We start from the raw sequence: 26,857 nt of genomic DNA, 5'->3' as shown, positions 1-26,857 counted from the left end.
GTTTTATACCTCTTTCTTAAATGCGGCGATATAGAAGCCGTCGGTCCCGAATGTCGTCGGTAATAATTTTAGTTCAGCACGGTCCGATTCCATCATCGGACGAACAGATTGTGGGAGACGTCCTTTGAGCGTTTCGTCCCACACCAATCCTTTCGACAACATGTAGTCAGCCTGCGTCTCGTTTTCAGACGGGTCGATTGTACATGTCGAGTAAACTAGCGTACCACCTGGTTTGAGCAGTGGCAATACGGCATCAATGATTTGTCTTTGAATCTTCGGTAAGTTTTCAAGCTGGGCTTTGTCCTTCGTCCATTTAATATCCGGCTTTCGACGAATGACGCCAAGGCCCGAGCAAGGGACATCTAAAAGAATCCGGTCAAAACTCTCTTCTTCAAACCGTTCACCTGCTAAACGAGCATCAAGGGCAAGTGCGGTCACTCCATTGATGTGTAGACGTTTCGCTTGTTGGTCAATCAATTTTGCTTTGTGCGGATGAAGGTCAAGCGCGGTGAGCGACCCACCTTGCATTCGCTCTGCCGTATGCATCGCCTTGCCGCCTGGTGCGGCACATGCGTCTAGGATGACATCGTCTTTCGACACGCCGAGTGCATCCGCGACAATCATGGAGCTTTCATCTTGAATCGATAGGAGACCTTCCTCGATAAATGGGGTCGCATGAACATTACCAGACTCTACGACGAGTCCATCTGCCGACAGTTCCGAACGTGACGTCATGACGCCAGCATCAGCCAACCGGTTCATCATCTCATCCACTGAAATGCGCTTTCGATTGACTCGAATCGTGACAGGGGCAGGTTCATTGTTCAATCGGCAAATCGCTTCTGCCGTCTCCACGCCATATAACTCAATCCAGTCTGATACGAGCCATTCCGGATGACTATGCTCGATGGCGATTCGTTCCGCATCGGTCAAACTACTAAAGTCCGGAAACCCTTCCCGAAGCACATTGCGTAACACTCCGTTTACGAATTTGCTCGTTCCGAGATGATGCCCTCGTTTCTTCGCGATTTCGACCGCCTCATGTAGGACGGCCCGATCGGGTACTTTATCAAGATAGAAGAGTTGGTAAACGCTCATCCGAAGAAGCGGGAGGACAAACTTGTCGAGCTTCTTCGGCGAACGGATCCGGTCTTTCAAAATATAATCGAGCGTTCCTTTGCGACTAAGCGTCCCATATACGAGTTCGGTATAAAGGCCGACATCTTTTGGGGCAACTTTTTTTTGTTTCAATGTATCATTGACGGCAATCGTCGAATATGCGCCACCTTGTTCAATTTTCATCAGCGTATCAAGCGCTGCTTCACGTACGTTCATGTGTTCCTCCTAATCGGTCGCCAATCCGTAGCTTTTGTCCGGCACCACGCATGAAGGTTGCACCATCCATCCGTTTCTTACCTGCAGGTTGCAAATCGGTCACTTTGATGGCGACGTCGTTCCCTGTCGCCACGACAAATCCGTCTTCTTCCAGACGAACGACTTCTCCCGGCTGTCCCGAACCTGTCGTTTTTTCTCCCATGAACAATTTCACACGTTCACCGTCAAGCGTTGAATAGGCCGTCGGGAATGGGTTCATTCCTCGAATATGGTTGTAAATGGACTCGCCGTTCATTGTCCAATCGATTTGTTCACGCTCACGGCTGATGTTCGGGGCAAACGTCACGTCACGCTCGTCTTGAGGCACAGCCTCAATCCACCCTTCTAAGAAGGCGGGAAGCGTACGGATGAGAAGATCGCTTCCTGCTACAGCCAGTTTATCAAATAAAGATCCGACTGTATCCGTCTCTTCGATAGGTACGATGGTATTGGCAATCATGTCACCTGCATCTAACTTGTCGACCATGTACATGATCGTCACACCTGTCTCCGACTCCCCATCAAGGATGGCTTGATGAATCGGGGCACCTCCACGATATTTCGGAAGGAGCGAGGCATGTACGTTGATGGCTCCGTGAGGCGGGGCTTCTAGTAAGGCGGTCGGCACGATTTGTCCGTACGCAGCTGTCACAATCAAATCAGGCTTCAGCTCTAAAATGTCTGCATAGTCTGTGCGCACTTTTTCAGGCTGCAACACGGGAATGCCGTGACGAAGCGCACATTCTTTTACTGGAGTCGGCTTAAGTTCACGTTTTCGCCCGACCGGTTTATCCGGTTGCGATACGACACCTACGACATTGTATCCTTCTTCAAGCAGTCGCTCAAGTACCGATACGGCAAACGTCGGCGTCCCCATGAAGACGATGCGTTTGTCTTTTCCAGGGTTCGGGACGGCGAGCTTGTCCGTGAACAAGACGCCATCCAAATGATCCATCTCATGTTGGATCGCACGAGCGAAAAAGCCGCTCGCTTGAATTGTATGCGTCCGCCCTTTCACATCTTGATTTTTGACGACGATCGACTCGTGTCGTTCCACGAATCCGAATTCGCCTGGGATGCTCAAACATCCCTCTAGCCCAACTTCTCGACCAGATGTTTCAATGATTTCCGGGTTGATCAAGACGAGCGGTCCCGTCTCATCATCGGTATGGACGACCGCGAGCCGCTGGTTCAAATTGACTTGCGGTGCCGCGACACCGACTCCGTCATACTCATACATCGTATCAAACAATCGGTCGACAGTCTGACGCAATTTTTTATCAAACTTCGTCACCGGTTCGCACGTTACGCGCAAAATGTCATTTGGTACTTCTACTACTTTATACATGTCTCTCCACCTCACATGAATACGTATGGGTTCACATCGATACTCATTTGATATTCTTTCTTGCTGATTGCTTTGGCTCTCGCTTGCTGTAATCGTGCCAGCTCGGCGTAAAGTGTATCGGGTTGTTTCGTTTTAATGAATACTTGATAACGATAGGCGTTCTTCAACTTCGATAACGGCGCGGGCATCGGTCCATTCAGACGGCTGTTCTCCACGTGCGCTTGTAAAAAGTCTGATGCGAACAATTCTGCTTCTGCCTTGGCGACAAGAGGATTTTTCGCCGAAAACGTGACGAGCGTTAAAAACCAGTAAGGCGGATGGTTCCCGACTTGTCTGAGTCCCATCTCTTTGGCGAAAAATGTCTCATAATCATGTTCACTCGCAGTCTCGATCACATAATGGTCCGGGTTATACGTTTGGACGAACGCCTCACCCGGAAGTTTTCCGCGCCCGGCTCTTCCTGCCACTTGCGTGACAAGTTGGAAGGTGCGTTCGGTCGCCCGAAAGTCAGGCATCCCGAGTGTCGCATCTGCCGCGAGTACCCCGACGAGGGTGACGTTTGGGAAGTCGAGCCCCTTGGCAATCATCTGCGTGCCAAGTAAGATGTCGGCCTCCCCTTCTTCGAAACGACGCAACAACTGCTCATGTGATCCTTTTCGAGACGTCGTATCCTGGTCCATTCGGATGATGCGCGCTTCTGGAATCCGGTTCAACAGTTCCGTTTCGATTTTTTGCGTGCCCGACCCGAACTGTTTGATTTTCTTACTGTTGCAGGATGGACATGTCGACGGCATGCCGACCTCGTAACCACAATAGTGACACTTCAATCGGTCTCCATACTGATGATATGTCAAATTGACGGCACAATGGGGACATGTCATGCCTTCACCACAGTCCCGGCACATGACGAACGTCGTGAACCCACGACGGTTCAATAAAATGACGCACTGCTCTTTTTTTTCGATCCGGTCGAGAATGCCTTGGAACAATTCTTCCGAGAACATCGTCGTATTGCCCTTCGCCAACTCCCGGCGCATGTCAATGATATGGACCGGTGGCATCTCACCGCCATACCGTTCTTTCAAATGCAAATAGCGATAGACGCCTTTTTGTGCCCGGGCATACGATTCAAGTGACGGGGTCGCACTGCCTAACACGACAGGACAACCGTGATAACGAGCCCGCCAGATGGCGACGTCGCGCGCATGATAACGGGGATTTTCTTCTTGCTTGTACGTCGTCTCGTGCTCTTCATCTAAGATGATCAGACCGAGTCGGTCGAGCGGGGCAAAGATGGCAGAACGGGCACCGACGACGACGTCGACTTCATTTCGTTTAATCTTACGCCACTCGTCGTACTTCTCCCCTTTAGACAGAGCACTGTGCAACACGGCGACCCGATCGCCGAAACGACGCTTGAAGCGTTTGACCATCATCGGGGTCAAACTGATTTCAGGAACGAGTAAGATGGCCTGCTTGCCTTCATCGATGACTTGTCCGATTGATTCTAAATAGACTTCGGTCTTCCCGCTCCCCGTCACACCGTGGACGAGTAACGTCTCACCCGCTTCAGCCTCCTGTATGGCCAAGACGGCACTTGCCTGACTGTCATTCAATTGAACCGATTCCTCGACTTGCTCGATTGTCGCGTACGGGTCACGGTTCAACTCGACCTCGGTCAATCGAACCGCTCCGAGGTCGGCAAGTTTTTGCAGTTGTGGACGAGTCAGACCAATTTGACGTAGTGCCGACCAATACATGCGTGGGGTCTCCTTTAGTAGGTCGACCGCTTCGAGTTGCTTTTTCGCACGTTTTGGCACGACCGTTGCATCGAGGAGCTCGACGACGACGTCGGTCTTTACAGTCTTCTTTTCTTTTAAGACGGGCGCTAAGATCAGCTCCCCTTTTTTTGCGAGTCCAAGAATGACCGATTGGACTTCTTTTGGATACTCCGATAAATGCGTTCCGAGGCGGACCCCATCAGGCACATGACCTTCTTTGATTTCTTTGTCATAACTCACCTTGAGCGCGGCCGGAAGCATCGCGAGCAAGGCGGATGAACGAAAGCAAAGTGTCGTCTCTTTCACATGAATGGATAAAGCGAGCAGTTCATCGGTGAGTGAAGATTCCTCATCTAACAGCGCTTCTAACGGTTTTAATCCATCTCTCGTCCCATCTGACGTACCGACGACGATCCCGAGCAGACGACGGGACCCGAATGGGACAGAGACGCGCATGCCTGGTTCAATCAAAGCCTCAAATTGTTCAGGTACTTCGTAATCAAACGGACGATCAATCGTGATCACCGGTGCATCGACATGTACATGTGCAATCATCGGACCGCTTCCTTAAAGTGTGTGAGCAACTCGAACGCTAACTGTTTCTTCGACTGTTTCGGAAGTCGATGTGTCGTCCCATCTGCATGGAACAAGACGACTTCATTGTCGTCCGCCCCGAATCCGACGTCACTGCCAGACACATCGTTCGCCACGAGGTAATCGACGTTCTTCCGCTTCAGCTTAGCTGTCGCATGCTCCTCGAGTCGTTCCGTCTCAGCAGCAAATCCGACCAACACTTGATGGGTCTTCTTCTCACCGAGTGATTTTAAAATGTCTGTCGTTTCTTCAAGTTCGATCGTGAGTGGACCGTGAACTTTTTTATGTTTTTCCGAATGCACCGTTTTCGGACGATAATCCGCAACTGCCGCCGATTTCACGACGAGGTCTGAAGCCTCAAAGCGGCTCGTCACTTCGCGCAGCATCTCCTCACTTGACTTGACGGGAACCGCTGTCACGCCTTCCGGGACAGGAACTTGGAGCGGCCCGTGGACGAGCGTGACACGGGCACCCATGTCCCGAGCCACCTCAGCGAGTGCGACGCCCATTTTTCCAGACGAATCATTGGATAAGTAACGGACGGGATCGATACGTTCGACAGTCGGGCCAGCCGTGATCAAGACATCTTTTCCAAGATATAGTTTCGGGAAGAATTGGCTTTCGATGATGCGAACCAAGTCTTCCGGTTCAGGCAGACGTCCCCCACCAATCCATCCGCAGGCCAAGTTGCCGACACCGGGTTCAATCAACTGATAGCCGTATGATTTTAGCGTCTCGATGTTGCGCTGTGTGGCGGGATGTTCGAGCATGTTCACGTTCATCGCCGGTGAGATGATGACCGGGCACTTCGCAGCCAAGATGGACGTCGTCATGAAGTCGTCCGCAATCCCGTTCGCCAATTTTGCGATCGTATTTGCCGTCGCCGGGGCCACGACAATCAAATCGCTCGAGTCGACGACATCGATATGTGCAATCTTTGTCGGGTCATGCTCTTCGAACACGTCCGTATAGACCGGGTTGCGACTGAGCGCCTGGAAGGTCGCCTGACCCACGAATTGTTCTGCCGACTTCGTCATCGCGACGCGAACATTCGCTCCGGCTTGAACCAATTTCGATGTGAGCGCACACGCCTTGTAGGCGGCGATGCCACCACTCACACATAACAAAATAGTACGATCCTTCACCATTCCCAAACTCCCCCTTATAGACAATGAGACCCAAGTCGCAAACGACTTGGGTCACACTTCATCCGTTGTTTTTTTCGTTCACGATGATTGTCGTATCACCCGAAAATAGTTCTTCTAACGCTTGACCGACCGGCTTATATGATTTTGGCTCGGCGACTTTCGGTGCTTTTCCATCTTGAATCTGACGCGCCCGTTTCGCAGCGACCGTAACGATCGTGTATTTTGACGGGATAGTACGTTGTAAGGCATCAATCGAAGGGTATAACATTAAATGACCTCCATCATGGCTTTTTTATAGAGTGACGCAACACGTTCACGTTTACAATGCTCAGCTGTCACGATCGCTTTAATTCGATCGATGGCTTTGTCGACCTCGTCGTTCGTGACGACATAATCGTAGGCGTCCATCAACTCGATTTCTTCACGCGCGACGAGCAGGCGTTGCTTAATGACTTCTTCTGACTCCGTGCCTCGTCCAATCAGACGATTGCGAAGTTCTTGAAGGCTTGGTGGTGCCAAGAATAAAAAGACGGCTTCCGGGAGAAGTTCCTTCACTTGGAACGCCCCTTGCACCTCAATTTCAAGAATGACATCTTGGCCGCTTTCGAGCGTTTCACGCACCCACTCTACAGGCGTCCCGTAATAGTTACCGACAAATTCGGCATGTTCAAGCAGTTCTTTTTGTTCGATCATCCGTTCGAACTCTTCTCTCGATTTGAAGAAGTAATGCACCCCTTCAACTTCCCCTTCACGTGGTTTCCGGGTCGTCGCCGACACCGAATATTGAAGGTTGTTGTCCTCTTCCTCTCGAAGAGCACGGCAAACGGTCCCTTTTCCGACACCGCTCGGTCCAGACAAAACGATTAATAAACCTCGTTCTTTAAAATTCACTGCAAGCCCTCCATCTTCTAACATCACATTTAATTATAATAGCAGTCAATCAATTGTCCCGGCAAGAAGAAGTTCGGATTTCCTACTCCATCGTACCATATTTTCTGTTTTTCTGATAACGTAGAGACAGAAAATGAACAAAGGTGATGAGATCATTGGCTTATGATGGATTAATGACATATCGTGTCGTACAAGAATTACAATCGCTCGTCGGAGGGCGAATCAATAAGGTACATCAACCGTATTCGCTCGATTTGATGCTTCAAATTCGCTCGAATCGTCAGAACGCGCAACTTTTGATATCAGCAAACGCAATGTATGCCCGTCTTCAATTGACGGATACACCAATAAAAAACCCGCAAGAACCGCCGATGTTTTGCATGATGCTCCGCAAACATGTGGAAGGTGGATTCATCACGGCGGTCGAACAAATCGGACGAGACCGTGTCATCGTCATTTCGGTCCGCTCTCGTAACGAGCTCGGCGATGAAGAATCGAAGAAAGTATACATCGAATTGATGGGACGCCACTCGAACGTCGTCTTGACGACGGAAGAAGGCAAAATATTAGATGCCATCAAGCATCTCCCGCCTTCCCAAAACACGTATCGGACCATCATGCCGGGTAGTGACTATCTCCTTCCGCCGGAACAACACAAGTTCGACCCATTGACGGAGATGACAGAAGGATTGAAACGAATCGATTGGAACGCCGGCAAGCTCGACAAACAGATTGTCGCCACGTTCGCCGGCGTCAGTCCGCAAATCGCACAGGAAGTCGTTCATCTCGCAAAAACGCCGAATCGCGACTCCTTACAACAAGCGTTTGAGAACGTTCTTCGTCAACTCGATGGACCCTACGTTTTCCAACAACTTGCGAACGGTAAAGAACGGTTCGCTCCGATTGCGTTGACAGCCGGGGACATCGAATCCGAGGAAACGTATGAATCGAGTAAAGAAGTGCTCGACCGTTTCTACTATGAAAAAGCGAACCGTGACCGTGTGAGACAACAAGCACACGATGTGGAACGGCTCTTGAAATCAGAACTCGAAAAGAATCAATTAAAACGCCGCCGCCTTTTGGATGATTTGAAAGCGACGGAACGGGCAGATGAGTTACAAAAATACGGCGAGTTGTTGACGACGTATTTATTCCAACTCGAGAAAGGGATGCGCGTCGCCGAAGTCGTCGATTATTATGACGAGAACGGTGCAATCCTCTCCATTCCACTCGACCCGCTAAAAACACCGAATGAGAATGCGCAGCAATATTATAAGAAATACAACAAATTAAAAGTCGCAAAAGTGGAAGTGAAGAAACAGATCGAGCTGAACGATGCAGAAATCGAATATTTAGAGACGCTTATCGCCCAACTTGACGTCGCGTCCCCGTCCGACCTTCTTGAGATTCGCGAGGAGCTTGCAGAAGAAGGCTACATCCGTCAAAAACGTCAAAAGAAAAAAGCGAATCCGAAGATTTCGCTTGAAGCGTATACGTCCTCGACCGGAACGGAGTTCTTTGTCGGGAAGAACAATACGCAAAACGACCATCTGACGTTCAAGTTCGCACGACGTGACGAGATTTGGCTTCATGTCAAAGATATTCCTGGGTCTCACGTGATTATCCGCTCGACGGAACCAGACGAGACGACATTACTAGAAGCCGCATCAGTCGCCGCCTACTTCTCGAAGGCACGTGCATCAAGTGGCGTACCTGTCGATTACACACGCGCTCGCTTCGTGAAAAAACCGAGCGGTGCGAAACCCGGGTTCGTCATCTACACGGATCAACAGACCGTCTACGTGACACCGGATGAGCAATTGATGAAGTCATTGAAACAATCGTGAACATGAAGACCCGCCATCGTGATGGCGGGTCTTCTACGTGTAGAGGGTTCACGTTTTCGGATCATGCTTGAACGCCTCGAGCTGTTCATGATAGTCGAGCAAATGCCCGTGTAAAATTTCTGAAACGGATAAATCTTCATGTGGAAGTTTGAAGAGTGAATAGGGCTTGTCACATGTATAAAGAATGTCGTGATGGTGTGCCAGTAAGTATAAGAACTCAGACTCAAACGCCTGTCGCTCTTCCTCACTCATCAAAAGGAAGGCTTCTCGATGCTCGGCGAGACTCTCTAGCAACAAGACCAGCTTGTCTTCAAGGTGAATCAACAATCGGTACTGTTTGATTGTCATATGCTTCAATTTGACGTTCGTCACTTTCATATCCTCTTGGAGCATCATATGAAGCTCTTGATGGCCAAGGATGCGGGCTCGCGTCTCGAGCAGTTCTGCCGGGGAACCGACGAGCTCTCGCCAATGATGGAACAGATAAGAAGAAGTCTTACGTACCTCGTTCAACAATCGGTCCTCATATCGAGGTGGCATGAATGCGTAATTGACACCGAGTGAAACGAACACACCGACCGCCGTCAATAACGAACGGGTCCACGCATAATGAAAGAAATCCGAAGTGGGACTTTCGAGCATCATGACGATGGCAAACGCTGCATACGTCGACATATGGGTCTTATCGAACGTCGTGTTGAGTGTGAGCGAGACGATGACGGCTAATCCGATTGAGAGCGGATTGACACCGAACAAATAGACGATGAAAAGTCCACACATAAGACCGACGACCGTTCCGAATATACGACTGAACACGATTTTAGATGACCGCTTGACGGTCGGTTGCATCGCCACGACTGCTGCGATGGCCCCCATCCCTGAATAGATCCCGAAGATATACCACGAGATGGCGACGGTGATGGCGACGGCGATTCCGGTTTTTAACGTACGTAACCCGACTTTCGGGATGTATCGTTTTCCATTCATTTCAGTTCGACCTTCCCTGTCTCAGAAATCAGTTCCACCACCGGTCGATTCGATGTCGACAATTGATACACACCGGGCTCGACTTCTTCGTAACGGTCACTACTCGAGACTTTTCCAGTCGTCGTCACGTTCACTTGTCCTGTCGCATGTTTCGGCGCGTAACTGAGCGTCCCGGCTTCCGTCTGGATGGTCATCGCTTGATTGACGACGACATCGCTGACAGTCGCATGACGATAGGACCGAATGTCACCGGTCACAAGTCGTGCCGATTCGATGGTCGTATCGCTTTTCGATTCAATCCGCAGTCGATCACTATCAATCTGTTTCAAATTGACGGCATTCACATCCATGACAATCGTCTTCGCATTCAATCCTTGTCCTGTCACCTGCTCCGCTCCTAGATGAACCGATGTCATCGAACTCGGCAAAGCGACTTTAATCTTATAGCGCGACGGTTCATCGCTCGCTCGACTTCCGAAATAGCTGAACCAGCCATATCGCTCGACGACGTAGATCGTGTCCCCGACTGATTTGACTTTGATGCGGCGTTCTTTCGAATTGGTCTGCATCACTTCAATCTGTACCTTTTCATTTGGACTACGAACAAATTCCACGTTCCCATGGTCTGTTTCGAGTCGCAATTTCTTCATTTGATATCGGTCTTCATACTGGTCTCCTAGCGCTAATAGATGACTGAATACAAATAAATTCACAAAAAAGAGCGCTGGGATGATGGTCAAGACGAGACCGAAGGCGATTTTACGATGTTTTGGAATTGCACGAAATCGTGCGTTCCATGTCTTCTCTTTGCTTCTTGAATACGCCATATGCCTCTCCTTTTCGAATCACTTCCGTTATTTTACCATGAAGTATGACATATGCCGAATCGAAAAAGAATCCGCCCGAAGGTGGATTCTTAAGAGGTGACGAGGTCGCTCCAGGCACGAGGGTCTTCTTGCCAGTCACGAAGCGAATCGAGCTCCGAACGGTTGAGGACGCCCGTATTTTCGGCCACTTCAATTAATTCTGAGAACGTCGTCAACGACGTCGCCGACAGATTTGCATCGGCTAGATTCTTCTCGAGAACTGGTAATCCGTACGAGAAGATGGCTTGAATTCGAGTGACTTCACCGCCCGCCTCACGTATCGCTTGGGCAGCATCGATACTCGACATCCCTGTCGACAATAAATCCTCGATGACGAGCACTCGAGCGCCTGCCTCGAGTTTCCCTTCAATTTGATTACCTTTCCCATGCCCTTTTGCACTCGACCGGACATAAATGAACGGGAGACCGAGTCGGTCAGCGAGCAATGCCCCGTGAGGGATCCCTGCCGTGGCCGTCCCTGCAATCACATCGACTTCAGTCGGATTCACTGACTTCACCAATCCATCGACAATGACTTGACGCACATTCGGAAAACTGAGTGTAAGTCGATTGTCGCAGTAGATTGGACTCTTCAATCCGCTCGACCATGTATACGGCTCAGTCGGTGATAGTGTGACGGCTTCAATCTGTAAAAGTGCCTCAGCGATTTGTTTCATTCATTTGTCCCCATTCCTTCATAAATTGGTCGTACATGGCCATCGGATCAGTCGCACGTGTAATCGGTCGACCGACGACGATTGAGTGAACACCCGCCAGTCTCGCTTCATGCGGCGTCGCGATACGGACTTGATCATCCTCGGTTCCACCGAGTCGGATGCCCGGCGTGACCGTCATGAACGTGTCCCCGAGTTTCTGATGAATCGCTTTCGCTTCCTGAACGGATGCGACCACTCCGTCAAGTCCCGCCTGCTTCGCAAGTGTCGCTTGTCTGAGAACGGCTTGGTCGAGTCGTCCGGCAATCCCGAGCTCTATCTGCATCATGCGCTCATCTGTCGACGTCAACTGTGTGACCCCAATCAATCGAGTCGTATCATTCTCTTGGCGTAACCCGTCTAACGCATAGCGCATCATCTTTTCGCCACCTAATGTGTGGACATTCGTCACAGCCACCCCGAGTTTTCCGATTTGTCTCATCGTACGGCGTGCCGTCTCCGGGATATCGTGTACTTTCACATCGAGAAAGACCGGATACCCCCCGTCGACCAATTCTTCGACAAAGCGTGCGCCTTCCCGATAAAAGAGTTCCATCCCGACTTTAACAGCCGGTCGGTTTGAAAATCGTTTCAACAAATGAAACGCTTCGTCCCGCGTTTCCACGTCAAGGGCGAGATACAAGTTGCGCATAGGCCTTCCCCCTCACATCCAAAATATGTTCGATTCCGAGTAAATCGAGTCGTGCCGGTAACGCTTCGATGATTTCCTGGCAGACGTATGGATTTTCAAAGTTTGCCGTCCCAACAGCAACGGCAGACGCCCCGGCGTAAATGAACTCAAGCACATCGTCGACCGTGCGAACCCCGCCCATAGCGATAATCGGTATGTTGACCGCTTGCGCGACTTCATATACCATCCGGACCGCCACCGGTTTGATGGCCGGACCAGATAACCCACCGATTCGGTTCGCTAAAATCGGTCGTCCTGTCTCGATATCGATTCGCATCCCAACGAGTGTGTTGATCATCGTCAAGCCGTCCGCGCCGGCCGCCTCGACAGCTCGCGCCATGTCCGTGATCGACGTGACGTTCGGAGACAGTTTGACATAGACCGGCTTACTCGAAGCCGCTTTGACGAGTCGCGTGAGTTCTGCGGCCATTACCGGGTCCGTCCCGAACTGCATGCCCCCACATTTCACGTTCGGGCATGAGATGTTCAATTCGATGGCTTTAATCGTCGGGTCGGCGCTGATTCGACGGGCGACTTCCACGTATTCATCTGGCGTCGAACCGGCAACGTTGGCGATGATCTCCGTGTCGAACGTTGAGAGGAATGGTAATTTTTCTTCGATGATCGCATCGACACCTGGATTTTGAAGTCCGATCGCGTTGAGCATGCCCTGTGCCGTCTCGGCGACACGTGGGGTCGGATTTCCGAATCTCGATTCCTCCGTCGCTGCTTTGATCATGATGCCTCCTAAGATGGAGAGGTCATACAGTTTCGCGAATTCTTCTCCAAATCCGAAACATCCGGAAGCCGGAATAATTGGGTTTTTTAAACGAAGACCTGGTAACTCGACATTCAATCTCATAACAGCACCTCTTCCGCATTGAATACCGGACCGTCACTACAGACTTTCACATAGCCCCCCGGTGCTTGACAGACACAGGCAAAACAAGCACCGATGCCACAACCCATCCGATTCTCGATTGAGAGATATCGTTCAGGAATGGGCGAAGTGGCGACTGCCTTTAACATCGCTTCCGGACCACAGCTGAGCAAGACATCCGCCTCGATGCGTGCGAGGGGGCCAGTGACAAAGCCAGACTCCCCGTGACTACCGTCTACTGTCGTGATGATCGTCTCCCCCAGTTCACGAAAAGCATCTTCATAAAAGACGCTTTCTTTTGAATCAAACCCGAGAATTGCAATCGTTTCAATCCCCATCTCATGGAGTCGGCGTCTGACGTAGTAAAGAGGTGGGACCCCAATTCCTCCTCCGACCAGGACGACCCGCTTTCCATGTTGCGCTAGGGGGAAACCGTTCCCGAGCGGACCAAGGACGTCTAGTGTGTCCCCGACGCGTTTCCCCGATAGCTCAGTTGTCCCTTCCCCAATCACTTTATATAAGAATGTAATTTCGTCCCCCTCGACGTTCGCCACCGATAACGGTCGACGTAACAGACCGGACGTCTTGATATGAAAGAACGTCCCAGGGGCGATTTCCACCCCAGGGCAACGGACTTTCATTTCCATCGTCGCTTTGGCGATTTGTCGATTGCTGACAATCGTCACGTCATGTCTCATACCATCACCCCGAACGTTGTGAATGCCGGGATGCTGACCGTTTGGAACGACAGGCTTTCAATGACTTGTAACAACGCTTCGACTGTATCGAGCGAGGTAAGGCAAAGCGTGCCCTGCTCGGCGGCCGTTCTTCGAATCAAGAACCCGTCTTTCGTGACGAGTGCGTCGCGACTCGTTGTATTGATGATCAAGTCGACGTCTCCTCGCTCGATCACACTGAGCATCGTCTCACCATCTTCTTGAATTTTCCCGACTCGACGAACACGCATCTGTTCCGCTTCGAGACAATCAGCCGTCCCACTCGTTGCCATGAGTCGGAAACCGAGGCGGTCGAAACGTTTCGCCAAGGCGATGGCCTCATCCTTGTCATGGTCGGCAATCGTCATGAGCACGTTCCCTTTCAAGGCGATGTTCATCCCTGCTGCGACAAGCCCTTTATAGAGTGCTTTTTCGAGCGTGCGATCTGTCGCCATGACCTCCCCTGTCGACTTCATCTCAGGTCCGAGCGATGGGTCTACTTCTTTCAATTTCGCGAACGAGAAGACCGGTACTTTGACCGAGATACTGTCCGACTCAGGATGAATGCCTGTCCCAAGACCGAGTTCTTTCAAACTCGTCCCAAGAATCGTTTGCGTAGCAATTCGTGCGACCGGTAACCCCGTCACTTTCGAGATGAATGGGACCGTCCGGCTCGCACGTGGGTTCACCTCGATGACATACAAGTCATCCGCATAGACGAACTGGATGTTGAGCAGACCTTTGATGCGGAACGCTTTCGCCAACTTGATCGTATAATCGACGACTTTTTGTTTCAGTTCTTCACTGAGTCGTTGCGGCGGATAGACGGCAATCGAATCACCTGAGTGTACGCCGGCACGTTCGATATGCTCCATGATCCCCGGGATATAGACGTCCGTCCCGTCACAGATGGCATCGACTTCAATCTCAATCCCCGTTAAGTAGCGATCGATGAGAACCGGTCGATCTTTTGAGGCGATGACCGCATGTCGCATGTACCGCTCAAGCTCAGACTGTTCATATACGATTTCCATCGCTCGTCCGCCGAGCACGTACGATGGTCGGACGAGTACCGGATAGCCGAGCTCGTTCGCACAAGCGACGGCCTCTTCCACATTTGTCGCCGTCTTCCCAGGTGGTTGAGCCAATCGTTCCGCTGACAATGTGGCTTCGAACGCCTTCCGGTCTTCGGCACGGTCGATATCTTCGAGGGTCGTCCCAAGAATTTTCACGCCGTTCGCTTCTAGCGATGCCGCCAAGTTGATGGCAGTCTGTCCACCGAATTGGACGATGACACCTAGCGGGTTCTCGTTCTCGATGACCTCCAACACGTCTTCTGTCGTCAACGGCTCGAAGTACAACCGATCGGAGATGGAGAAGTCCGTCGAGACCGTTTCCGGGTTGTTGTTGATGATGATGGCTTCGTATCCAGCATCGCGAATCGTATCGATCGAGTGGACGGTCGCATAGTCGAACTCGACACCTTGTCCGATTCGAATCGGACCTGATCCGAGGACGAGGATGGACTCCCGGTCTGTCTTCACCGCTTCGTTCTCCACTTCATACGTCCCGTAGAAGTACGGTGTCTCCGATGCGAACTCGGCTGCGCACGTATCGACCATCTTATAGACGGGACGAATGTTCCATTCTTTCCGTTTCGTGCGAACCGCTTCCGTATCCATCGACAGCATACGCGCGATTGCCACATCACTGAACCCTAGACGTTTCACCTCCAGCAGACGTTCTGATGTCAACGGTTCCTTAATCAGTTGTTGCTCAGCTTGCCAGATCCGGTTTAATTTCTGTAAGTAGAATCGATCGATTTTTGTCAGTTGGTGTAGCGTTTCTACCGAGTATCCGCGACGAAGGGCCTCATAGACGATGAACAGACGCTCGTCTGTCGGATGAATGAGTCCATGCTCGAGCTGTTCTGTGTCTAATGCAGAAAGTTGTGGAAGGTGGAGTTCTTCCATCCCCAGCTCGAGCGAGCGAACGGCTTTTAGCAAAGCCTCTTCTAAATTCCGACCGATGGCCATGACCTCACCCGTCGCCTTCATTTGTGTGCCTAAGCGGCGATCCGCGGACTCAAACTTATCGAAGGCGAAGCGTGGGATTTTAGCGACGACGTAATCGAGCGCCGGTTCGAACGAGGCGTAGCTCGTCTCGGTGACCGGGTTTTTTAGTTCTGACAACTTGTAACCGACAGCGACTTTCGCAGCAAGCTTGGCAATCGGATAGCCTGTCGCTTTTGATGCGAGCGCTGAACTCCGTGAAACACGTGGATTCACTTCGATGACGTAGTACGTGAAACTGTCTGGGTCGAGTGCGAATTGGATGTTACATCCACCCTCGATTCCGAGTGCCCGAATGATATCGAGCGAGACGCTCCGAAGCATCTGATAATCCCGATCTGACAGCGTCTGCGTAGGGGCGAATACGATGGAGTCACCGGTGTGGACTCCGACCGGATCAAAGTTTTCCATCGCACAGACGATGATGGCTTGGTCACTCGAGTCACGCATGACCTCGAACTCGACTTCTTTCATCCCGGCAATCGATTTCTCGAGCAAGACTTGCGTCACAGGACTCGCCTTTAATCCAGATTCAACGATTTGCTCGAACGATTCCCGGTCATGGGCAATCCCGCCACCGGTTCCCCCGAGCGTGTACGCAGGTCGGATGATGATCGGGTACCCGATCCGTTCCGCAAATCCCCAAGCAGACTCGAGCGTATGGACGATCTCACTTTCAGGTACGCCGTGACCAAGTTCGAACATCAAGTTACGGAACTGTTCCCGGTCTTCCGCTTGAACGATTGCAGACAGTTTCGTCCCGAGTAGCTCCACGCCACAATCTCGCAAGACGCCCCGCTTGTCGAGTTCAAAAGCCAAGTTCAAACCTGTCTGCCCGCCAAGCGTGGCAAGGAGTGCATCCGGACGTTCCTGCCGGATGATTCGCTCGACGAATTCTGGTTCGAGCGGTTCGATATAGACACGGTCCGCCGTCGTCGGATCCGTCATGATGGTGGCCGGATTCGAGTTGACGAGGATGACTTCGTAGCCTTCTTCTTTCAAGGCAAGACATGCCTGTGTACCAGCATAATCAAACTCCGCTGCTTGTCCGATTACAATCGGTCCTGATCCGATTACGAGGATTTTCTGAATATCTGGTCGTTTTGGCATGTCAAATTCCTACTTTCTGTTTGTTTTCTTGTACGAGTTGCATGAATCGGTCAAATAAGTCGTTGGCGTCAAACGGTCCCGGTGCTGCCTCCGGATGATACTGTACCGAGAAGGTCGGGTGATGGAGATGTCTTACCCCTTCGATCGTTCCGTCATTGACCGCACGGTGTGTGACGATGAGCGGTGTATCGAGCAGTGACGTTTCCTCAACCGCATATCCATGGTTTTGAGAAGTGATGGTCACGGCACCAGTCTCAAGCTCGAGCACCGGATGATTCGCGCCACGATGTCCGAACGGAAGCTTGAAGGTGTTCGCACCGTTTGCGAGAGCAATCAGCTGGTGACCGAGACAAATTCCGAACATCGGTGTCGTCGGCATCAATTGCTCGATGAGCGGCAGTGCGGTCGGAACGTCTTTCGGATCTCCTGGTCCATTTGACAACATGATACCGTCCGGCTCATACCGTAATACGTCCTCTGCCGTCACATCGTGCGGGAAGACGACGACCTCACAATCTCGTTTCATCAACTCGCGCATGATTCCAAGTTTCGCCCCGAAGTCGATCAAAGCGATGCGAGGGCCGGTTCCCGTACTCACATATGTCCGCTTCGTCGATACGCGTGCGACTTGATCGTTCGGCGATTCTTCATCAAAGCGGACCCGTACCTCGTCCCACGTCAACTCTCCATCGATGAGGACACCGCGCATGACCCCTTTCGCTCGTAAATGACGTGTCAACATCCGTGTATCGATATCCGAGAGCCCCGGAATGCCGAAGCGGGTGAGTGTCGCATCGAGTGTCGCCGTTGAACGGAAGTTCGAAGGCGTATCGCATACTTCTTTTACAATCAACGCTTTTGCCATCGGAATCGTCGTTTCAAAATCCTCACGATTGACGCCATAGTTCCCGATCAATGGGTTCGTCAGTACAATCATTTGGTCGCAGTATGATGGATCCGATAAGATTTCTTGGTATCCTGTCATTCCTGTCTGGAAGACGACTTCCCCCATCGTATCAGCCGGTGCCCCGAATCCTTTACCGACAAATTTCATTCCATCTTCAAGCCATAATGTTCGTTTCATCAAATCGCCCCTTATATACAATTTCGCCACCGACCATCGTCATGACCGGCCATCCGACAAGCTTTTCCCCTGCGAACGGTGTATTCTTTCCTTTTGAATAAAATGTCGTAGGATCGACCGTCCGAAACGTTTCCGTATCGATGAGAATCAGGTCCGCATCCGTCCCAACTTTCAGTTCCCCTCTTGATAAACCGAATACGTCGCTCGGACGTTTCGTCATCCAGTCGAGCAACTGATACTCCTCCATGATGCCTGTCTTCACGAATGTCGTGTAGAGAAGTGGAAGAGCCGTCTCGAAACCGGTAATCCCAAACGGAGCCCGCTCTATCCCTTGTGCCTTTTCTTCTGCTGTATGGGGAGCATGGTCCGTCGCGATCATATCGATCGTCCCGTCAAATAATCCCTCAAGGAGGGCCTGTCGATCATCCTCACTTCGTAGCGGTGGATTCATCTTGAAGTTTGCATCGAGTCCCGGAATATCATCCTCACTCAAGACGAGATGATGCGGCGTCACTTCTGCAGTCACGTGAATGCCGGCTCGTTTCGCATCCCGAATGACACGAACCGATTGGCGGGATGAGACGTGACAGACATGATAATGACATCCAGTCTCTTCAGCGATCAACACGTCGCGAGCGATATGGATGCTCTCCGCAAGGCTCGGAATTCCTTGAATGCCATGCGCCTCACTGAATTTGCCCTCGTGGACCGATCCGGCCTTCAACGTATTGTCCTCACAGTGGGCGACGACTGCTTTGTTCAATCGTTTCGCTTCACGCATGGCTTGTCGCATCATCGCCGCCGATTGGACACCGACCCCGTCATCCGTAAAGGCGAAGGCATCTGCGAGCGATTCCATGTCGACCTGTTCTTCACCGAGCTGTCGTTTCGTGATAGCGGCGTAAGGCAGGACGCGTACGACCGCGTCTTGTTCGATTTTTTGAAGGAGGACGTCCATTGTTTCGCGATTGTCTGGAACCGGTCTCGTGTTCGGCATCGAGCAGATGGTCGTGAACCCGCCTGCCGCGGCAGCCATCGTTCCCGTCCGAATCGTCTCTTTCGCCTCGCCACCTGGTTCACGCAAGTGGACGTGGACATCGACGAGTCCTGGTGCGAGCAGATAACCTGTCGCATCGAGGATTTCTCGTCCCGCGGTCTCCCCTTTATAGTCGAGTGATTCGATCTTTCCGTCTTTCACGTGAATGTTTGTCGTGCGCTTCGTTCCCTTGTCATACCATGTCGCGTTTTGAAGTATCATTGTTGTCCTCCTAATGCTCGATTTAAGATGCTCATCCGGGCGTACACCCCATTCTTCATTTGTGGGAAGATGCGTGACCGTTCATGTTCGATCAGACTTCCGGCAATCTCTACATCCCGATTGACCGGAGCCGGGTGCATGATGATGGCGCCTGCTTTCATTCGCTCAACGCGTTCGACCGTCAAACCGAACTGTGTGTGATACGCTTCTTTCGAGAAGACGTCTCCCATGATATGGCGCTCGTGTTGTACACGGAGCAACATGATGACGTCACATTCGCCTAGGATGTCATCGAGTTCTTTTCGCTCTAGCCCCATCGAGTCATCCCACCAAGAGGCAGGACTACAACCGACCACGTTTGCTCCGAGGCGCTTCAAGACGCTTGCGTTCGAGCGGGCGACCCGACTATGGACGAGGTCACCACAGATGGCGACGTTCAATCCTTGGAACGTTCCGAACTCTTCAAAGATGGTGACGAGATCGAGCAATGATTGGGATGGATGTTCCCCGCTCCCGTCCCCTCCGTTCAACACTGGGATATTCAACTTCTCCACAAGTTCGTGATAATAGCCTGCTTCCGGATGTCGAATGACGAGCGCGTCCACGCCGATGGCTTCGAGCGTTTTACACGTATCGTAGAGCGTCTCCCCTTTCGTGACCGATGACGTCGTCACATCGAACGGAATCTCTTGCATGTTCAAGTGGCGCTCGGCCATTTGAAACGAATTTTTCGTACGCGTCGAGTTTTCAAAGAACAGGTTTGCGACCGTTTTCCCATCAAATAGTGGGGGGAGGTCACCTTGCTTGTAGCGCAATGATTCTTCAATCATGCTCATGATCTCCTCAAGGGAAAGTGTGTCCAAACTGACGAAGTGTTTGACCGGTTTCACGTTTGTTTGCATCGTATTCATGTTCGTCTCCTCCTTTTATTAGAGGCAAAGAGAAAAGGCGCCTCTTCACCGATGTGAAGGGACGCCTTTATCTGGGCAGGGTACACCCAAATAAACGAGCCTTCACTTTGCCGACCTCACGGGATCGAATTAAAAGTTACTTGCTTGTTTCGTTTCTTCAGTTGTGTTGACTTCGACTGCTGTATCGTCTTCTTCATGCGGTAAGATCGCGTTCAACAAAATACCGACGACCGTCGCAAGCGCCATGCCTTGTACCGGGAAGCTCCCGATTTGAACCATCGCACCACCGAGTCCGATGACGAGGATGACCGATGAGATAATCAAGTTGCGCTTTTCTGCCAAGTCGACTTTGCTCTCCACCATCGTCCGTAATCCGTTCGACGCGATGACACCGAACAAGAGGATCGAGATTCCACCTTTGACCGGGTTCGGGATGGTCGAGATGAACGCTTCAATGTGACCGAGGAATCCGAAGCTGATGGCCATGAGTGCTGCGCCAGCGATGACGTAGACACTGTAGACTCGTGTGATGGCCATGACGCCGTTGTTCTCACCGTAAGTCGTACATGGTGGTCCACCGAGTGCAGAGGCAACGGCTTTTCCTACTCCGTCTCCGAGTAGCGTGCGATGGAGACCTGGGTCTTTCATCGTCTCTCGTCCGATGATTTTCGACGTGACCATTTGATCTCCGATGTGCTCCGTCATCGTGACGAGCGCGACCGGAACGATGGCGAGAAGGGCCCCGACTTGCCACATCGGCATGTAGTCGACGAACACCATCGTGAAGTCAGGAAGTTGGAACAGGCTGGCTTGTTGAATCGGCGAGTAATCGATGATGCCAAATGCGGCTGCGACTGCGTATCCTCCAACGATTCCAAAGAGGATCGGGACGGCACCCCAAACGCCTTTCAGCTTCGTCATGGCGAGCATCGTGATTCCAAGTGTAAGCAGGGCAATCGTCATGAACGTTCCGTTATAGGCACCATCTTGATTCATCGACATGTCGATGGCGACCGGTGCGAGCGAGAGTCCGATGACCATGATGACCGGTCCGACGACGACCGGTGGGAGCAATCGGAGCAACCAGTTGACGCCCGTCTTATAGATGATCAAGGAAACGACCCCGTATACAGACCCGGCGACGATTCCGCCGAAGAGTGCGGCTTCGACACCCCATTGCTGGCTGACCGCTATGATTGGGGCGATGTAGGCAAAACTTGAACCTAAGTATGTTGGGACTTTGAAGCGTGTAATCGCTAAGAATGAGAGCGTGGCCACGCCGGAAGCGACGAGAGCGACCGATGTATTTAATCCTGTCAAAATCGGGACTAAAATCGTCGCTCCGAACATGGCGAAGACGTGTTGAAGGCTGAATAATAGCCATTGTGGAAAGTGAGCTGGACGCTCGTGGATGTGTAGAACAGGTTGTTTCATATTGAATTCTCCTTCCTGGCCTCTCTGGACCACCTTAAAGGTATGCGTTTATTGCTGATGGATCGTGACTTCATCCGCCGTGTCGACTTCACTGAGTCGGACAACGACTTGCTCGGACTTGGACGTCGGAACGTTCTTTCCGATAAAATCTGGTCGAATCGGGAGTTCCCGATGGCCTCGGTCAATCAAGACAGCGAGTTGGATATAATCCGGACGACCATGGTCGACAAGCGCGTCCATTGCGGCACGAACTGTTCGACCGGTATAGAGGACGTCGTCGACGAGGACGACCGTCTTTCCATTGATATCATGGGGTAGCTCTGTCGCTTTGACTTCAGGGTCTAACGACTTCTTCGATAAGTCATCCCGGTAAAGCGTGATATCGAGATTGCCGAGTGCGACCGGCTTGCCTTCAATCTCCTCGATTCGGCGAGCGAGTCGGTCAGCGAGCGTCTCGCCTCTCGTCTTGATTCCGACGAGGACGACGTCATCGATTCCTTTGTTTCGCTCGATAATCTCGTGTGCGATTCGGGTCAAGGCACGACGGATGGCTGACTCATCTAAAATGACTGATTGTTTCACGTGATTCCTCCTTCCAAACTTCAGTAAAAAAGAAGACTCCCTCATCCGGCTGGAAAGGGAGTCTTCATCAAAAACGGCATACGACTGCCGGGGTTGAATTGACGTACATGTGACCGCGGTCACAATCCTTTCACAGCCTCTCTGGACTGGGTTTAAAGGTGTTATGCTTCCTAGACTATAAATCGGAACGTGACAGAAGTCAACGAGTTTTCTCGATTTTATCCAATTTTGCGAGTTCCGCATTGAAGTCTTCTGGTAATGGGGCCTCAAACTCCATCCATTCTTTCGTACGAGGATGGTGGAACCCGAGCGTTGCTGCATGGAGCGCTTGACCGCCTAAATCAATCGTGCGGCGTGGACCATATTTCGGGTCACCGGCGAGCGGATGACCGATATAACGCATGTGTACACGGATCTGGTGCGTGCGTCCCGTCTCTAATTTACACTCCACGAGCGTGAAATCTTTATAACGTTCGAGTAAACGGAAGTGTGTCACGGCTTCTTTTGCGTTCCGGTCCGTCACGGTCATACGCTGACGATCATTCGTATCACGACCGATCGGAGCTTCAATCGTTCCGAGTTCGTGAACGAGTTCACCATGGACGAGTGCGATATACTCCCGTTTGATGGTCTTGTCTTTCAACTGGCTCGCGAGCGACTCATGAGCCAAGTCATTTTTAGCGACCATGAGAAGACCCGTCGTGTCCTTATCAATCCGATGGACGATTCCGGGACGTTTGACTCCGTTGATGCCCGAGAGGTCATCACAATGATAAAGTAGCGCATTGACGAGCGTCCCTGACGTGTGACCGGCTGCAGGGTGAACGACCATCCCGCGTGCCTTGTTGACGACGATGACGTCTTCATCTTCAAAGACGATCTCGAGCGGAATGTCTTCAGGCAACACTTCGAGTTCGACCGCTTCCGGCACATTCACTTCTACTTCATCCCCCACTTGAAGCTTGTAGTTCGCTTTCACGGCACTACCGTTGACGAGGAGGGCCCCCGTCTTGATCCATTCCTGTACTTGCGAGCGTGACCATTCACCACGGTCACTGACCCACTTATCAATCCTTGCCTTTTCATCGGCGACAAAAGTATACGATTCCATTACGATTGTCCCCTTTCTTTGTGTAATTTTTCTTCAAATAAAATCCCGATGACCATCAAGATGACACCGAATGTGAGTGCCATATCGGCCACGTTAAAGATCGGGAAGTTGTATCCGAACGGATACGTATCGACAAAGTCGACGACTTCGCCCCGGAACAAGCGATCGATAAAGTTACCGATGGCACCGGCCAACAGTAATCCGACACTATATCCGAGGAGCTGATAGCCGTTCACTTCTTTGTGCAAGAAGTAAACGAGTCCGGCAACGACGAGGATGGTGATGATAAAGAAGAACGCCATCTGTCCTTCTAACATCCCCCAAGCCGCTCCTTTGTTGCGGTAGGACGTCCAATATAACAAGTTCGGGATGACTTCAATCGATTGACCAATTGTCATCGTCTGAACGACCACCCATTTTGTGAGTTGATCGATCAAAATCAAGATGAGCGCCAATCCATAATATCGTTTCATATGCGTCTCCTTTCAAGCCGTTAAGAAACCGGAGTGGGGACGCCACTCCGGTTCGTCTTAACCGATTACTGATGCACAGCGCGGGCAAAGCTCTGGATGCTCTTCGTTTTGTCCAAGCTCTGTCGAGTATGTCCAACAACGTGCACAAGCGGCTCCATCTGCTTTCATGACTGTGATTTTCGTCGTCGCATAATCGACGTCTGCCGTCTCAGCCCACTCCACTTGCGATACTTGAAGCAGTTGGCTGACGTTGTCGATCGTGTTCAACAAGTCGGCAGTCTCTGCTTTTGGTGCGAGAATCAACTTCGCCTCGAGCGGTTTCCCGATCAACTTCTCGCCACGTGCGATTTCGATCGCTTTGAGGACATCGTCACGGAAGACGAGGAATTTCGACCATTTCTCAAGCAACGCTTGTTCGTCAGCAGTCAATGTAGCTACTTCTTCTAAATCCGTCAAGAAGATGCTTGCTTCCGACTTACCAGGCACTTCTTTCCATGCCTCATCGGCAGTGTGTGGAAGGATTGGAGCCAATAGTTTCGTCAAGAGGACGACGGCATCGTACATGACCGTCTGAACGGCACGACGACGGAGATCGTCTTCACGTTCGATATACAGGATATCTTTTGTGAAGTCGAGGTAGAACGAAGACAACTCGTTGACACAGAAGTTATGAACGAGGTGGTACACGGCCATAAAGTCGAACTCATCATATGCTTTGACAACTTTTGTCTGCAGTTGTTTGAGCTTCGTCGCCATGAAACGGTCCGCTTCCGGCATATCGTCGAATGCGACACGCATCGATGGCTCGAACCCGTTCAAGTTCCCGAGTAAGAAGCGGATCGTGTTACGCATCTTCCGGTAAACTTCTGACACTTGTTTGAAGTTATCGTGTGACGCGCGTACGTCAGACTGATAGTCGACGGATGCGACCCAGAGGCGTACGATTTCGGCGCCGTACTGCTTCACGAGGTCGTTCGGTGCAATCGTGTTACCGAGCGATTTCGACATTTTGCGTCCGTCCCCATCGAGGACGAATCCGTGACTCAAGACGTTCCGGTACGGTGCTTTCCCAGTCGTCGCAACGGCAGTCGAGAGTGATGAGTTGAACCAACCACGATATTGGTCCGATCCTTCAAGATAAAGGTCTGCCGGACGACGAAGGTTTTCGCGTTCTTCTAATACACCAGCGTGTGAAGAACCTGAATCGAACCAGACGTCCATGATGTCGAGTTCTTTACGGAACTCTCCGTTCGGGCTGTTCGGGTGAGTGAACCCTGCAGGAAGAAGGTCTTTCGCTTCACGCTCATACCAAACGTTCGACCCGTGCTCACGGAACAAGTTCGCGATGTGGTCGATCGTCTCGTTCGTGATGATTTCCGTTCCATCTTCCGCATAGAAGATTGGGATTGGAACACCCCAAGCACGCTGACGACTGATGACCCAGTCTCCACGGTCACGGACCATGTTGTAAAGACGTGTCATTCCCCATTCAGGGACCCAGTTCACTTCCTCGATTTCACGGAGCATGTCTTCACGGAAATCTTTGATCGATGCGAACCATTGTGGCGTCGCACGGAAGATGACCGGCTTCTTCGTACGCCAGTCATGCGGGTACGAGTGTTTGATGAACTTCAAGTTGAGCAAGTAGCCATTCTCTTCAAGTTTCATACCGATTTGTTTGTTCGCATCTTCGTAGAAGAGACCTTCGAAACCAGGGGCTTCGTCTGTCATGTAGCCACGGTCATCCACCGGGCAAAGGACGTCTAATCCGTAAGCCTGTCCGACACGATAGTCGTCTTCCCCGTGTCCAGGTGCTGTATGAACGAGTCCAGTCGCATCCGCAGTGACGTGGTCGCCGAGGATGACGAGTGACGTCCGGTCATACAATGGATGTTGAGCCGTCATGTACTCGAAATCACGTCCGTTCCAAGACCCGCTCACCGTGTAATCCGTCCACCCGAGCGCTGCCGTCACTTCTTCGACGAGCGTTTCCGCAACGATATAGCCTTTTCCTTCATGTTCGATACGCGTGTAAGTCAACTCGTCACTCACCGCAATCCCAAGGTTCGCCGGGATTGTCCAAGGCGTTGTCGTCCAGATGACGAAGTGATCATCTGACGTCAACGTATCTTTACCGTCCACGACACGGAACGCCACGTAGATGGCTGGTGATTTTTTATCGTAATATTCAATCTCTGCTTCCGCGAGTGCCGATTCAGAAGACGGCGACCAGTAGACTGGTTTTTTCCCTTTGTAGATGTAACCCTTCTCAGCCATCGACCCGAACAAGCGAATCTGCGCCGCCTCGTACTCAGGAAGGAGCGTGATGTATGGATTCTCAAAGTCTGCGAGAAGACCGAGACGTTTGAATTGCTCGCGTTGCGAGTTCACTTGCTCCATCGCATACTCTGCACACTTTTCGCGGAATTCCGCAACCGTCATTTCCTTACGATTGACGCCTGCTTTTTGAAGAGCGTTCTCGATTGGAAGACCGTGCGTGTCCCATCCTGGAATCATTGGAGACTGGTAGCCGTTCATCCCTTTGAAACGAACGATGATGTCTTTCAATACTTTGTTCATCGCGTGTCCCATGTGTATGTCGCCGTTCGCATATGGAGGTCCATCATGTAAGATATATTGTGGTTTCCCAGCATTTTTTTCTTGTACCTTGTTGTAAAGGTCCATATCTTCCCATTCCGTTTGCATCGCCGGTTCGCGTTTTGGTAAATTCCCACGCATCGCGAATTCTGTGTTTGGCATTAATAGCGTGTCTTTGTAGTTCATCGAAACTCCTCCATCAACATTTTTTAGAAAACAAAAAAAACCAACCCATCCCTGATAGGGACGAGTTGGTTGACTCGCGGTACCACCCTACTAGTCTCACTCTCATGAGACCGCTCTCGGTAACCGATAACGAGGTCAGGCGGTCACGCTTACTCTGGTTCAGCGTGACGACTCATAGGGGATACCGATTCGAGTCTTTCTC

At 51.3% G+C, this 26,857-nt stretch carries 22 protein-coding genes, 1 pseudogene and 1 other annotated feature (1 of these 24 cut by a window edge); of the genes and pseudogenes, 1 reads left to right on the top strand and 22 read right to left on the bottom strand.

Going from position 1 to position 26,857, the window contains the following annotated elements:
• Nucleotides 1–3: 3 nt before the first annotated feature.
• The 7 genes and pseudogenes from rsmB to gmk form a co-directional block, all read right to left on the bottom strand.
• On the bottom strand, nt 4–1,335 hold the full coding sequence (gene rsmB, locus EAT1B_RS14645) for a 16S rRNA (cytosine(967)-C(5))-methyltransferase RsmB (RefSeq protein ID WP_015881341.1): 1,332 nt from the start codon (nt 1,333–1,335) through the stop codon (nt 4–6).
• A complete protein-coding gene (gene fmt, locus EAT1B_RS14640; protein ID WP_256364758.1) occupies nt 1,322–2,260 on the bottom strand; it encodes a methionyl-tRNA formyltransferase in 939 nt (312 codons plus the stop codon). Before fmt ends, rsmB begins: the two co-directional genes overlap by 14 nt.
• 24 nt (nt 2,261–2,284) lie before the next feature.
• Nucleotides 2,285–2,722, bottom strand: a pseudogene (def, locus tag EAT1B_RS16105) (peptide deformylase); the annotation flags it as partial.
• 11 nt (nt 2,723–2,733) lie between these two features.
• Nucleotides 2,734–5,058: a primosomal protein N' gene (gene priA, locus EAT1B_RS14630; protein ID WP_015881339.1), complete on the bottom strand. Its 2,325-nt coding sequence runs from the start codon at nt 5,056–5,058 to the stop codon at nt 2,734–2,736.
• Nucleotides 5,055–6,245 carry a bifunctional phosphopantothenoylcysteine decarboxylase/phosphopantothenate--cysteine ligase CoaBC gene (coaBC, locus tag EAT1B_RS14625; RefSeq protein WP_015881338.1) on the bottom strand — a complete coding sequence of 397 codons (1,191 nt, stop codon included), beginning with the start codon at nt 6,243–6,245 and terminating at the stop codon, nt 5,055–5,057. The genes priA and coaBC overlap by 4 nt, the downstream gene beginning before the upstream one ends.
• Nucleotides 6,246–6,303: 58 nt before the next feature.
• Nucleotides 6,304–6,513, bottom strand: a complete 210-nt coding sequence (rpoZ, locus tag EAT1B_RS14620) for a DNA-directed RNA polymerase subunit omega (RefSeq protein WP_015881337.1) — start codon at nt 6,511–6,513, stop codon at nt 6,304–6,306.
• Nucleotides 6,513–7,160 carry a guanylate kinase gene (gmk, locus tag EAT1B_RS14615; RefSeq protein ID WP_031421596.1) on the bottom strand — a complete coding sequence of 216 codons (648 nt, stop codon included), beginning with the start codon at nt 7,158–7,160 and terminating at the stop codon, nt 6,513–6,515. Before gmk ends, rpoZ begins: the two co-directional genes overlap by 1 nt.
• Before the next feature lie 131 nt (nt 7,161–7,291).
• Between gmk and EAT1B_RS14610 the strand changes: the two genes are divergently transcribed.
• The gene (locus EAT1B_RS14610; RefSeq protein WP_041918002.1) at nt 7,292–8,983 is read left to right on the top strand and encodes an NFACT family protein; all 1,692 of its coding nucleotides are present in this window, start codon (nt 7,292–7,294) and stop codon (nt 8,981–8,983) included.
• 48 nt (nt 8,984–9,031) lie between these two features.
• Here EAT1B_RS14610 and EAT1B_RS14605 read toward each other — a convergent pair whose 3' ends face one another.
• From EAT1B_RS14605 to ileS, 15 genes are all read right to left on the bottom strand, one after another.
• Nucleotides 9,032–9,970 (bottom strand): aromatic acid exporter family protein, encoded by a 939-nt coding sequence (locus EAT1B_RS14605; RefSeq protein ID WP_015881334.1) that lies wholly within the window; start codon nt 9,968–9,970, stop codon nt 9,032–9,034.
• Nucleotides 9,967–10,797, bottom strand: a complete 831-nt coding sequence (locus EAT1B_RS14600) for a hypothetical protein (protein WP_015881333.1) — start codon at nt 10,795–10,797, stop codon at nt 9,967–9,969. The genes EAT1B_RS14605 and EAT1B_RS14600 overlap by 4 nt, the downstream gene beginning before the upstream one ends.
• An 89-nt stretch (nt 10,798–10,886) precedes the next feature.
• A complete protein-coding gene (gene pyrE / locus EAT1B_RS14595) occupies nt 10,887–11,513 on the bottom strand; it encodes an orotate phosphoribosyltransferase (protein ID WP_015881332.1) in 627 nt (208 codons plus the stop codon).
• Complete coding sequence (gene pyrF / locus EAT1B_RS14590) at nt 11,497–12,201, bottom strand: orotidine-5'-phosphate decarboxylase (RefSeq protein WP_015881331.1); 705 nt, start codon at nt 12,199–12,201, stop codon at nt 11,497–11,499. The genes pyrE and pyrF overlap by 17 nt, the downstream gene beginning before the upstream one ends.
• Complete coding sequence (locus EAT1B_RS14585; protein WP_015881330.1) at nt 12,176–13,102, bottom strand: dihydroorotate dehydrogenase; 927 nt, start codon at nt 13,100–13,102, stop codon at nt 12,176–12,178. Before EAT1B_RS14585 ends, pyrF begins: the two co-directional genes overlap by 26 nt.
• On the bottom strand, nt 13,099–13,818 hold the full coding sequence (locus tag EAT1B_RS14580) for a dihydroorotate dehydrogenase electron transfer subunit (RefSeq protein WP_015881329.1): 720 nt from the start codon (nt 13,816–13,818) through the stop codon (nt 13,099–13,101). The genes EAT1B_RS14585 and EAT1B_RS14580 overlap by 4 nt, the downstream gene beginning before the upstream one ends.
• Nucleotides 13,815–17,018, bottom strand: a complete 3,204-nt coding sequence (gene carB / locus EAT1B_RS14575; protein WP_015881328.1) for a carbamoyl-phosphate synthase large subunit — start codon at nt 17,016–17,018, stop codon at nt 13,815–13,817. Before carB ends, EAT1B_RS14580 begins: the two co-directional genes overlap by 4 nt.
• Nucleotide 17,019: 1 nt before the next feature.
• Nucleotides 17,020–18,102 (bottom strand): carbamoyl phosphate synthase small subunit, encoded by a 1,083-nt coding sequence (locus EAT1B_RS14570; RefSeq protein ID WP_015881327.1) that lies wholly within the window; start codon nt 18,100–18,102, stop codon nt 17,020–17,022.
• Entirely contained in the window at nt 18,080–19,360 is a 1,281-nt protein-coding gene (locus EAT1B_RS14565; RefSeq protein ID WP_015881326.1) for a dihydroorotase, read from the bottom strand. Before EAT1B_RS14565 ends, EAT1B_RS14570 begins: the two co-directional genes overlap by 23 nt.
• On the bottom strand, nt 19,357–20,271 hold the full coding sequence (locus tag EAT1B_RS14560; protein ID WP_015881325.1) for an aspartate carbamoyltransferase catalytic subunit: 915 nt from the start codon (nt 20,269–20,271) through the stop codon (nt 19,357–19,359). The genes EAT1B_RS14565 and EAT1B_RS14560 overlap by 4 nt, the downstream gene beginning before the upstream one ends.
• A gap of 129 nt (nt 20,272–20,400) precedes the next feature.
• Nucleotides 20,401–21,705: a uracil-xanthine permease family protein gene (locus tag EAT1B_RS14555; RefSeq protein ID WP_015881324.1), complete on the bottom strand. Its 1,305-nt coding sequence runs from the start codon at nt 21,703–21,705 to the stop codon at nt 20,401–20,403.
• A 48-nt stretch (nt 21,706–21,753) separates the two neighbouring features.
• A complete protein-coding gene (gene pyrR, locus EAT1B_RS14550; protein ID WP_251024823.1) occupies nt 21,754–22,332 on the bottom strand; it encodes a bifunctional pyr operon transcriptional regulator/uracil phosphoribosyltransferase PyrR in 579 nt (192 codons plus the stop codon).
• A 154-nt stretch (nt 22,333–22,486) separates the two neighbouring features.
• On the bottom strand, nt 22,487–23,398 hold the full coding sequence (locus EAT1B_RS14545) for an RluA family pseudouridine synthase (protein ID WP_015881322.1): 912 nt from the start codon (nt 23,396–23,398) through the stop codon (nt 22,487–22,489).
• Nucleotides 23,398–23,871: a signal peptidase II gene (gene lspA / locus EAT1B_RS14540; protein ID WP_015881321.1), complete on the bottom strand. Its 474-nt coding sequence runs from the start codon at nt 23,869–23,871 to the stop codon at nt 23,398–23,400. Before lspA ends, EAT1B_RS14545 begins: the two co-directional genes overlap by 1 nt.
• A 57-nt stretch (nt 23,872–23,928) precedes the next feature.
• Entirely contained in the window at nt 23,929–26,655 is a 2,727-nt protein-coding gene (gene ileS / locus EAT1B_RS14535) for an isoleucine--tRNA ligase (protein ID WP_015881320.1), read from the bottom strand.
• Nucleotides 26,656–26,708: 53 nt separating this feature from the next.
• Nucleotides 26,709–26,857: a binding site (T-box leader), on the bottom strand; it runs 71 nt beyond the window's last position.

Origin of the sequence: Exiguobacterium sp. AT1b (genome assembly GCF_000023045.1) — a bacterium.
Lineage (GTDB): Bacteria > Bacillota > Bacilli > Exiguobacteriales > Exiguobacteriaceae > Exiguobacterium.
Note: the sequence above shows the minus strand (reverse complement) of the source record. Positions and strands in the feature narration are given on the sequence as shown.

Excerpts from the sequence above, each read along its gene's own strand:
- rsmB (WP_015881341.1), bottom strand. The coding sequence starts at position 1,335 with ATGAACGTACGTGAAGCAGCGCTTGATACGCTGATGAAAATTGAACAA.
- priA (WP_015881339.1), bottom strand. The coding sequence starts at position 5,058 with ATGATTGCACATGTACATGTCGATGCACCGGTGATCACGATTGATCGT.
- coaBC (WP_015881338.1), bottom strand. The coding sequence starts at position 6,245 with ATGGTGAAGGATCGTACTATTTTGTTATGTGTGAGTGGTGGCATCGCC.
- rpoZ (WP_015881337.1), bottom strand. The coding sequence starts at position 6,513 with ATGTTATACCCTTCGATTGATGCCTTACAACGTACTATCCCGTCAAAA.
- gmk (WP_031421596.1), bottom strand. The coding sequence starts at position 7,160 with ATGTTAGAAGATGGAGGGCTTGCAGTGAATTTTAAAGAACGAGGTTTA.
- EAT1B_RS14605 (WP_015881334.1), bottom strand. The coding sequence starts at position 9,970 with ATGAATGGAAAACGATACATCCCGAAAGTCGGGTTACGTACGTTAAAA.
- EAT1B_RS14600 (WP_015881333.1), bottom strand. The coding sequence starts at position 10,797 with ATGGCGTATTCAAGAAGCAAAGAGAAGACATGGAACGCACGATTTCGT.
- pyrE (WP_015881332.1), bottom strand. The coding sequence starts at position 11,513 with ATGAAACAAATCGCTGAGGCACTTTTACAGATTGAAGCCGTCACACTA.
- pyrF (WP_015881331.1), bottom strand. The coding sequence starts at position 12,201 with ATGCGCAACTTGTATCTCGCCCTTGACGTGGAAACGCGGGACGAAGCG.
- EAT1B_RS14585 (WP_015881330.1), bottom strand. The coding sequence starts at position 13,102 with ATGAGATTGAATGTCGAGTTACCAGGTCTTCGTTTAAAAAACCCAATT.
- EAT1B_RS14580 (WP_015881329.1), bottom strand. The coding sequence starts at position 13,818 with ATGAGACATGACGTGACGATTGTCAGCAATCGACAAATCGCCAAAGCG.
- carB (WP_015881328.1), bottom strand. The coding sequence starts at position 17,018 with ATGCCAAAACGACCAGATATTCAGAAAATCCTCGTAATCGGATCAGGA.
- EAT1B_RS14570 (WP_015881327.1), bottom strand. The coding sequence starts at position 18,102 with ATGAAACGAACATTATGGCTTGAAGATGGAATGAAATTTGTCGGTAAA.
- EAT1B_RS14565 (WP_015881326.1), bottom strand. The coding sequence starts at position 19,360 with ATGATACTTCAAAACGCGACATGGTATGACAAGGGAACGAAGCGCACG.
- EAT1B_RS14560 (WP_015881325.1), bottom strand. The coding sequence starts at position 20,271 with ATGAATACGATGCAAACAAACGTGAAACCGGTCAAACACTTCGTCAGT.
- EAT1B_RS14555 (WP_015881324.1), bottom strand. The coding sequence starts at position 21,705 with ATGAAACAACCTGTTCTACACATCCACGAGCGTCCAGCTCACTTTCCA.
- pyrR (WP_251024823.1), bottom strand. The coding sequence starts at position 22,332 with ATGAGGGAGTCTTCTTTTTTACTGAAGTTTGGAAGGAGGAATCACGTG.
- EAT1B_RS14545 (WP_015881322.1), bottom strand. The coding sequence starts at position 23,398 with ATGGAATCGTATACTTTTGTCGCCGATGAAAAGGCAAGGATTGATAAG.
- lspA (WP_015881321.1), bottom strand. The coding sequence starts at position 23,871 with ATGAAACGATATTATGGATTGGCGCTCATCTTGATTTTGATCGATCAA.
- ileS (WP_015881320.1), bottom strand. The coding sequence starts at position 26,655 with ATGAACTACAAAGACACGCTATTAATGCCAAACACAGAATTCGCGATG.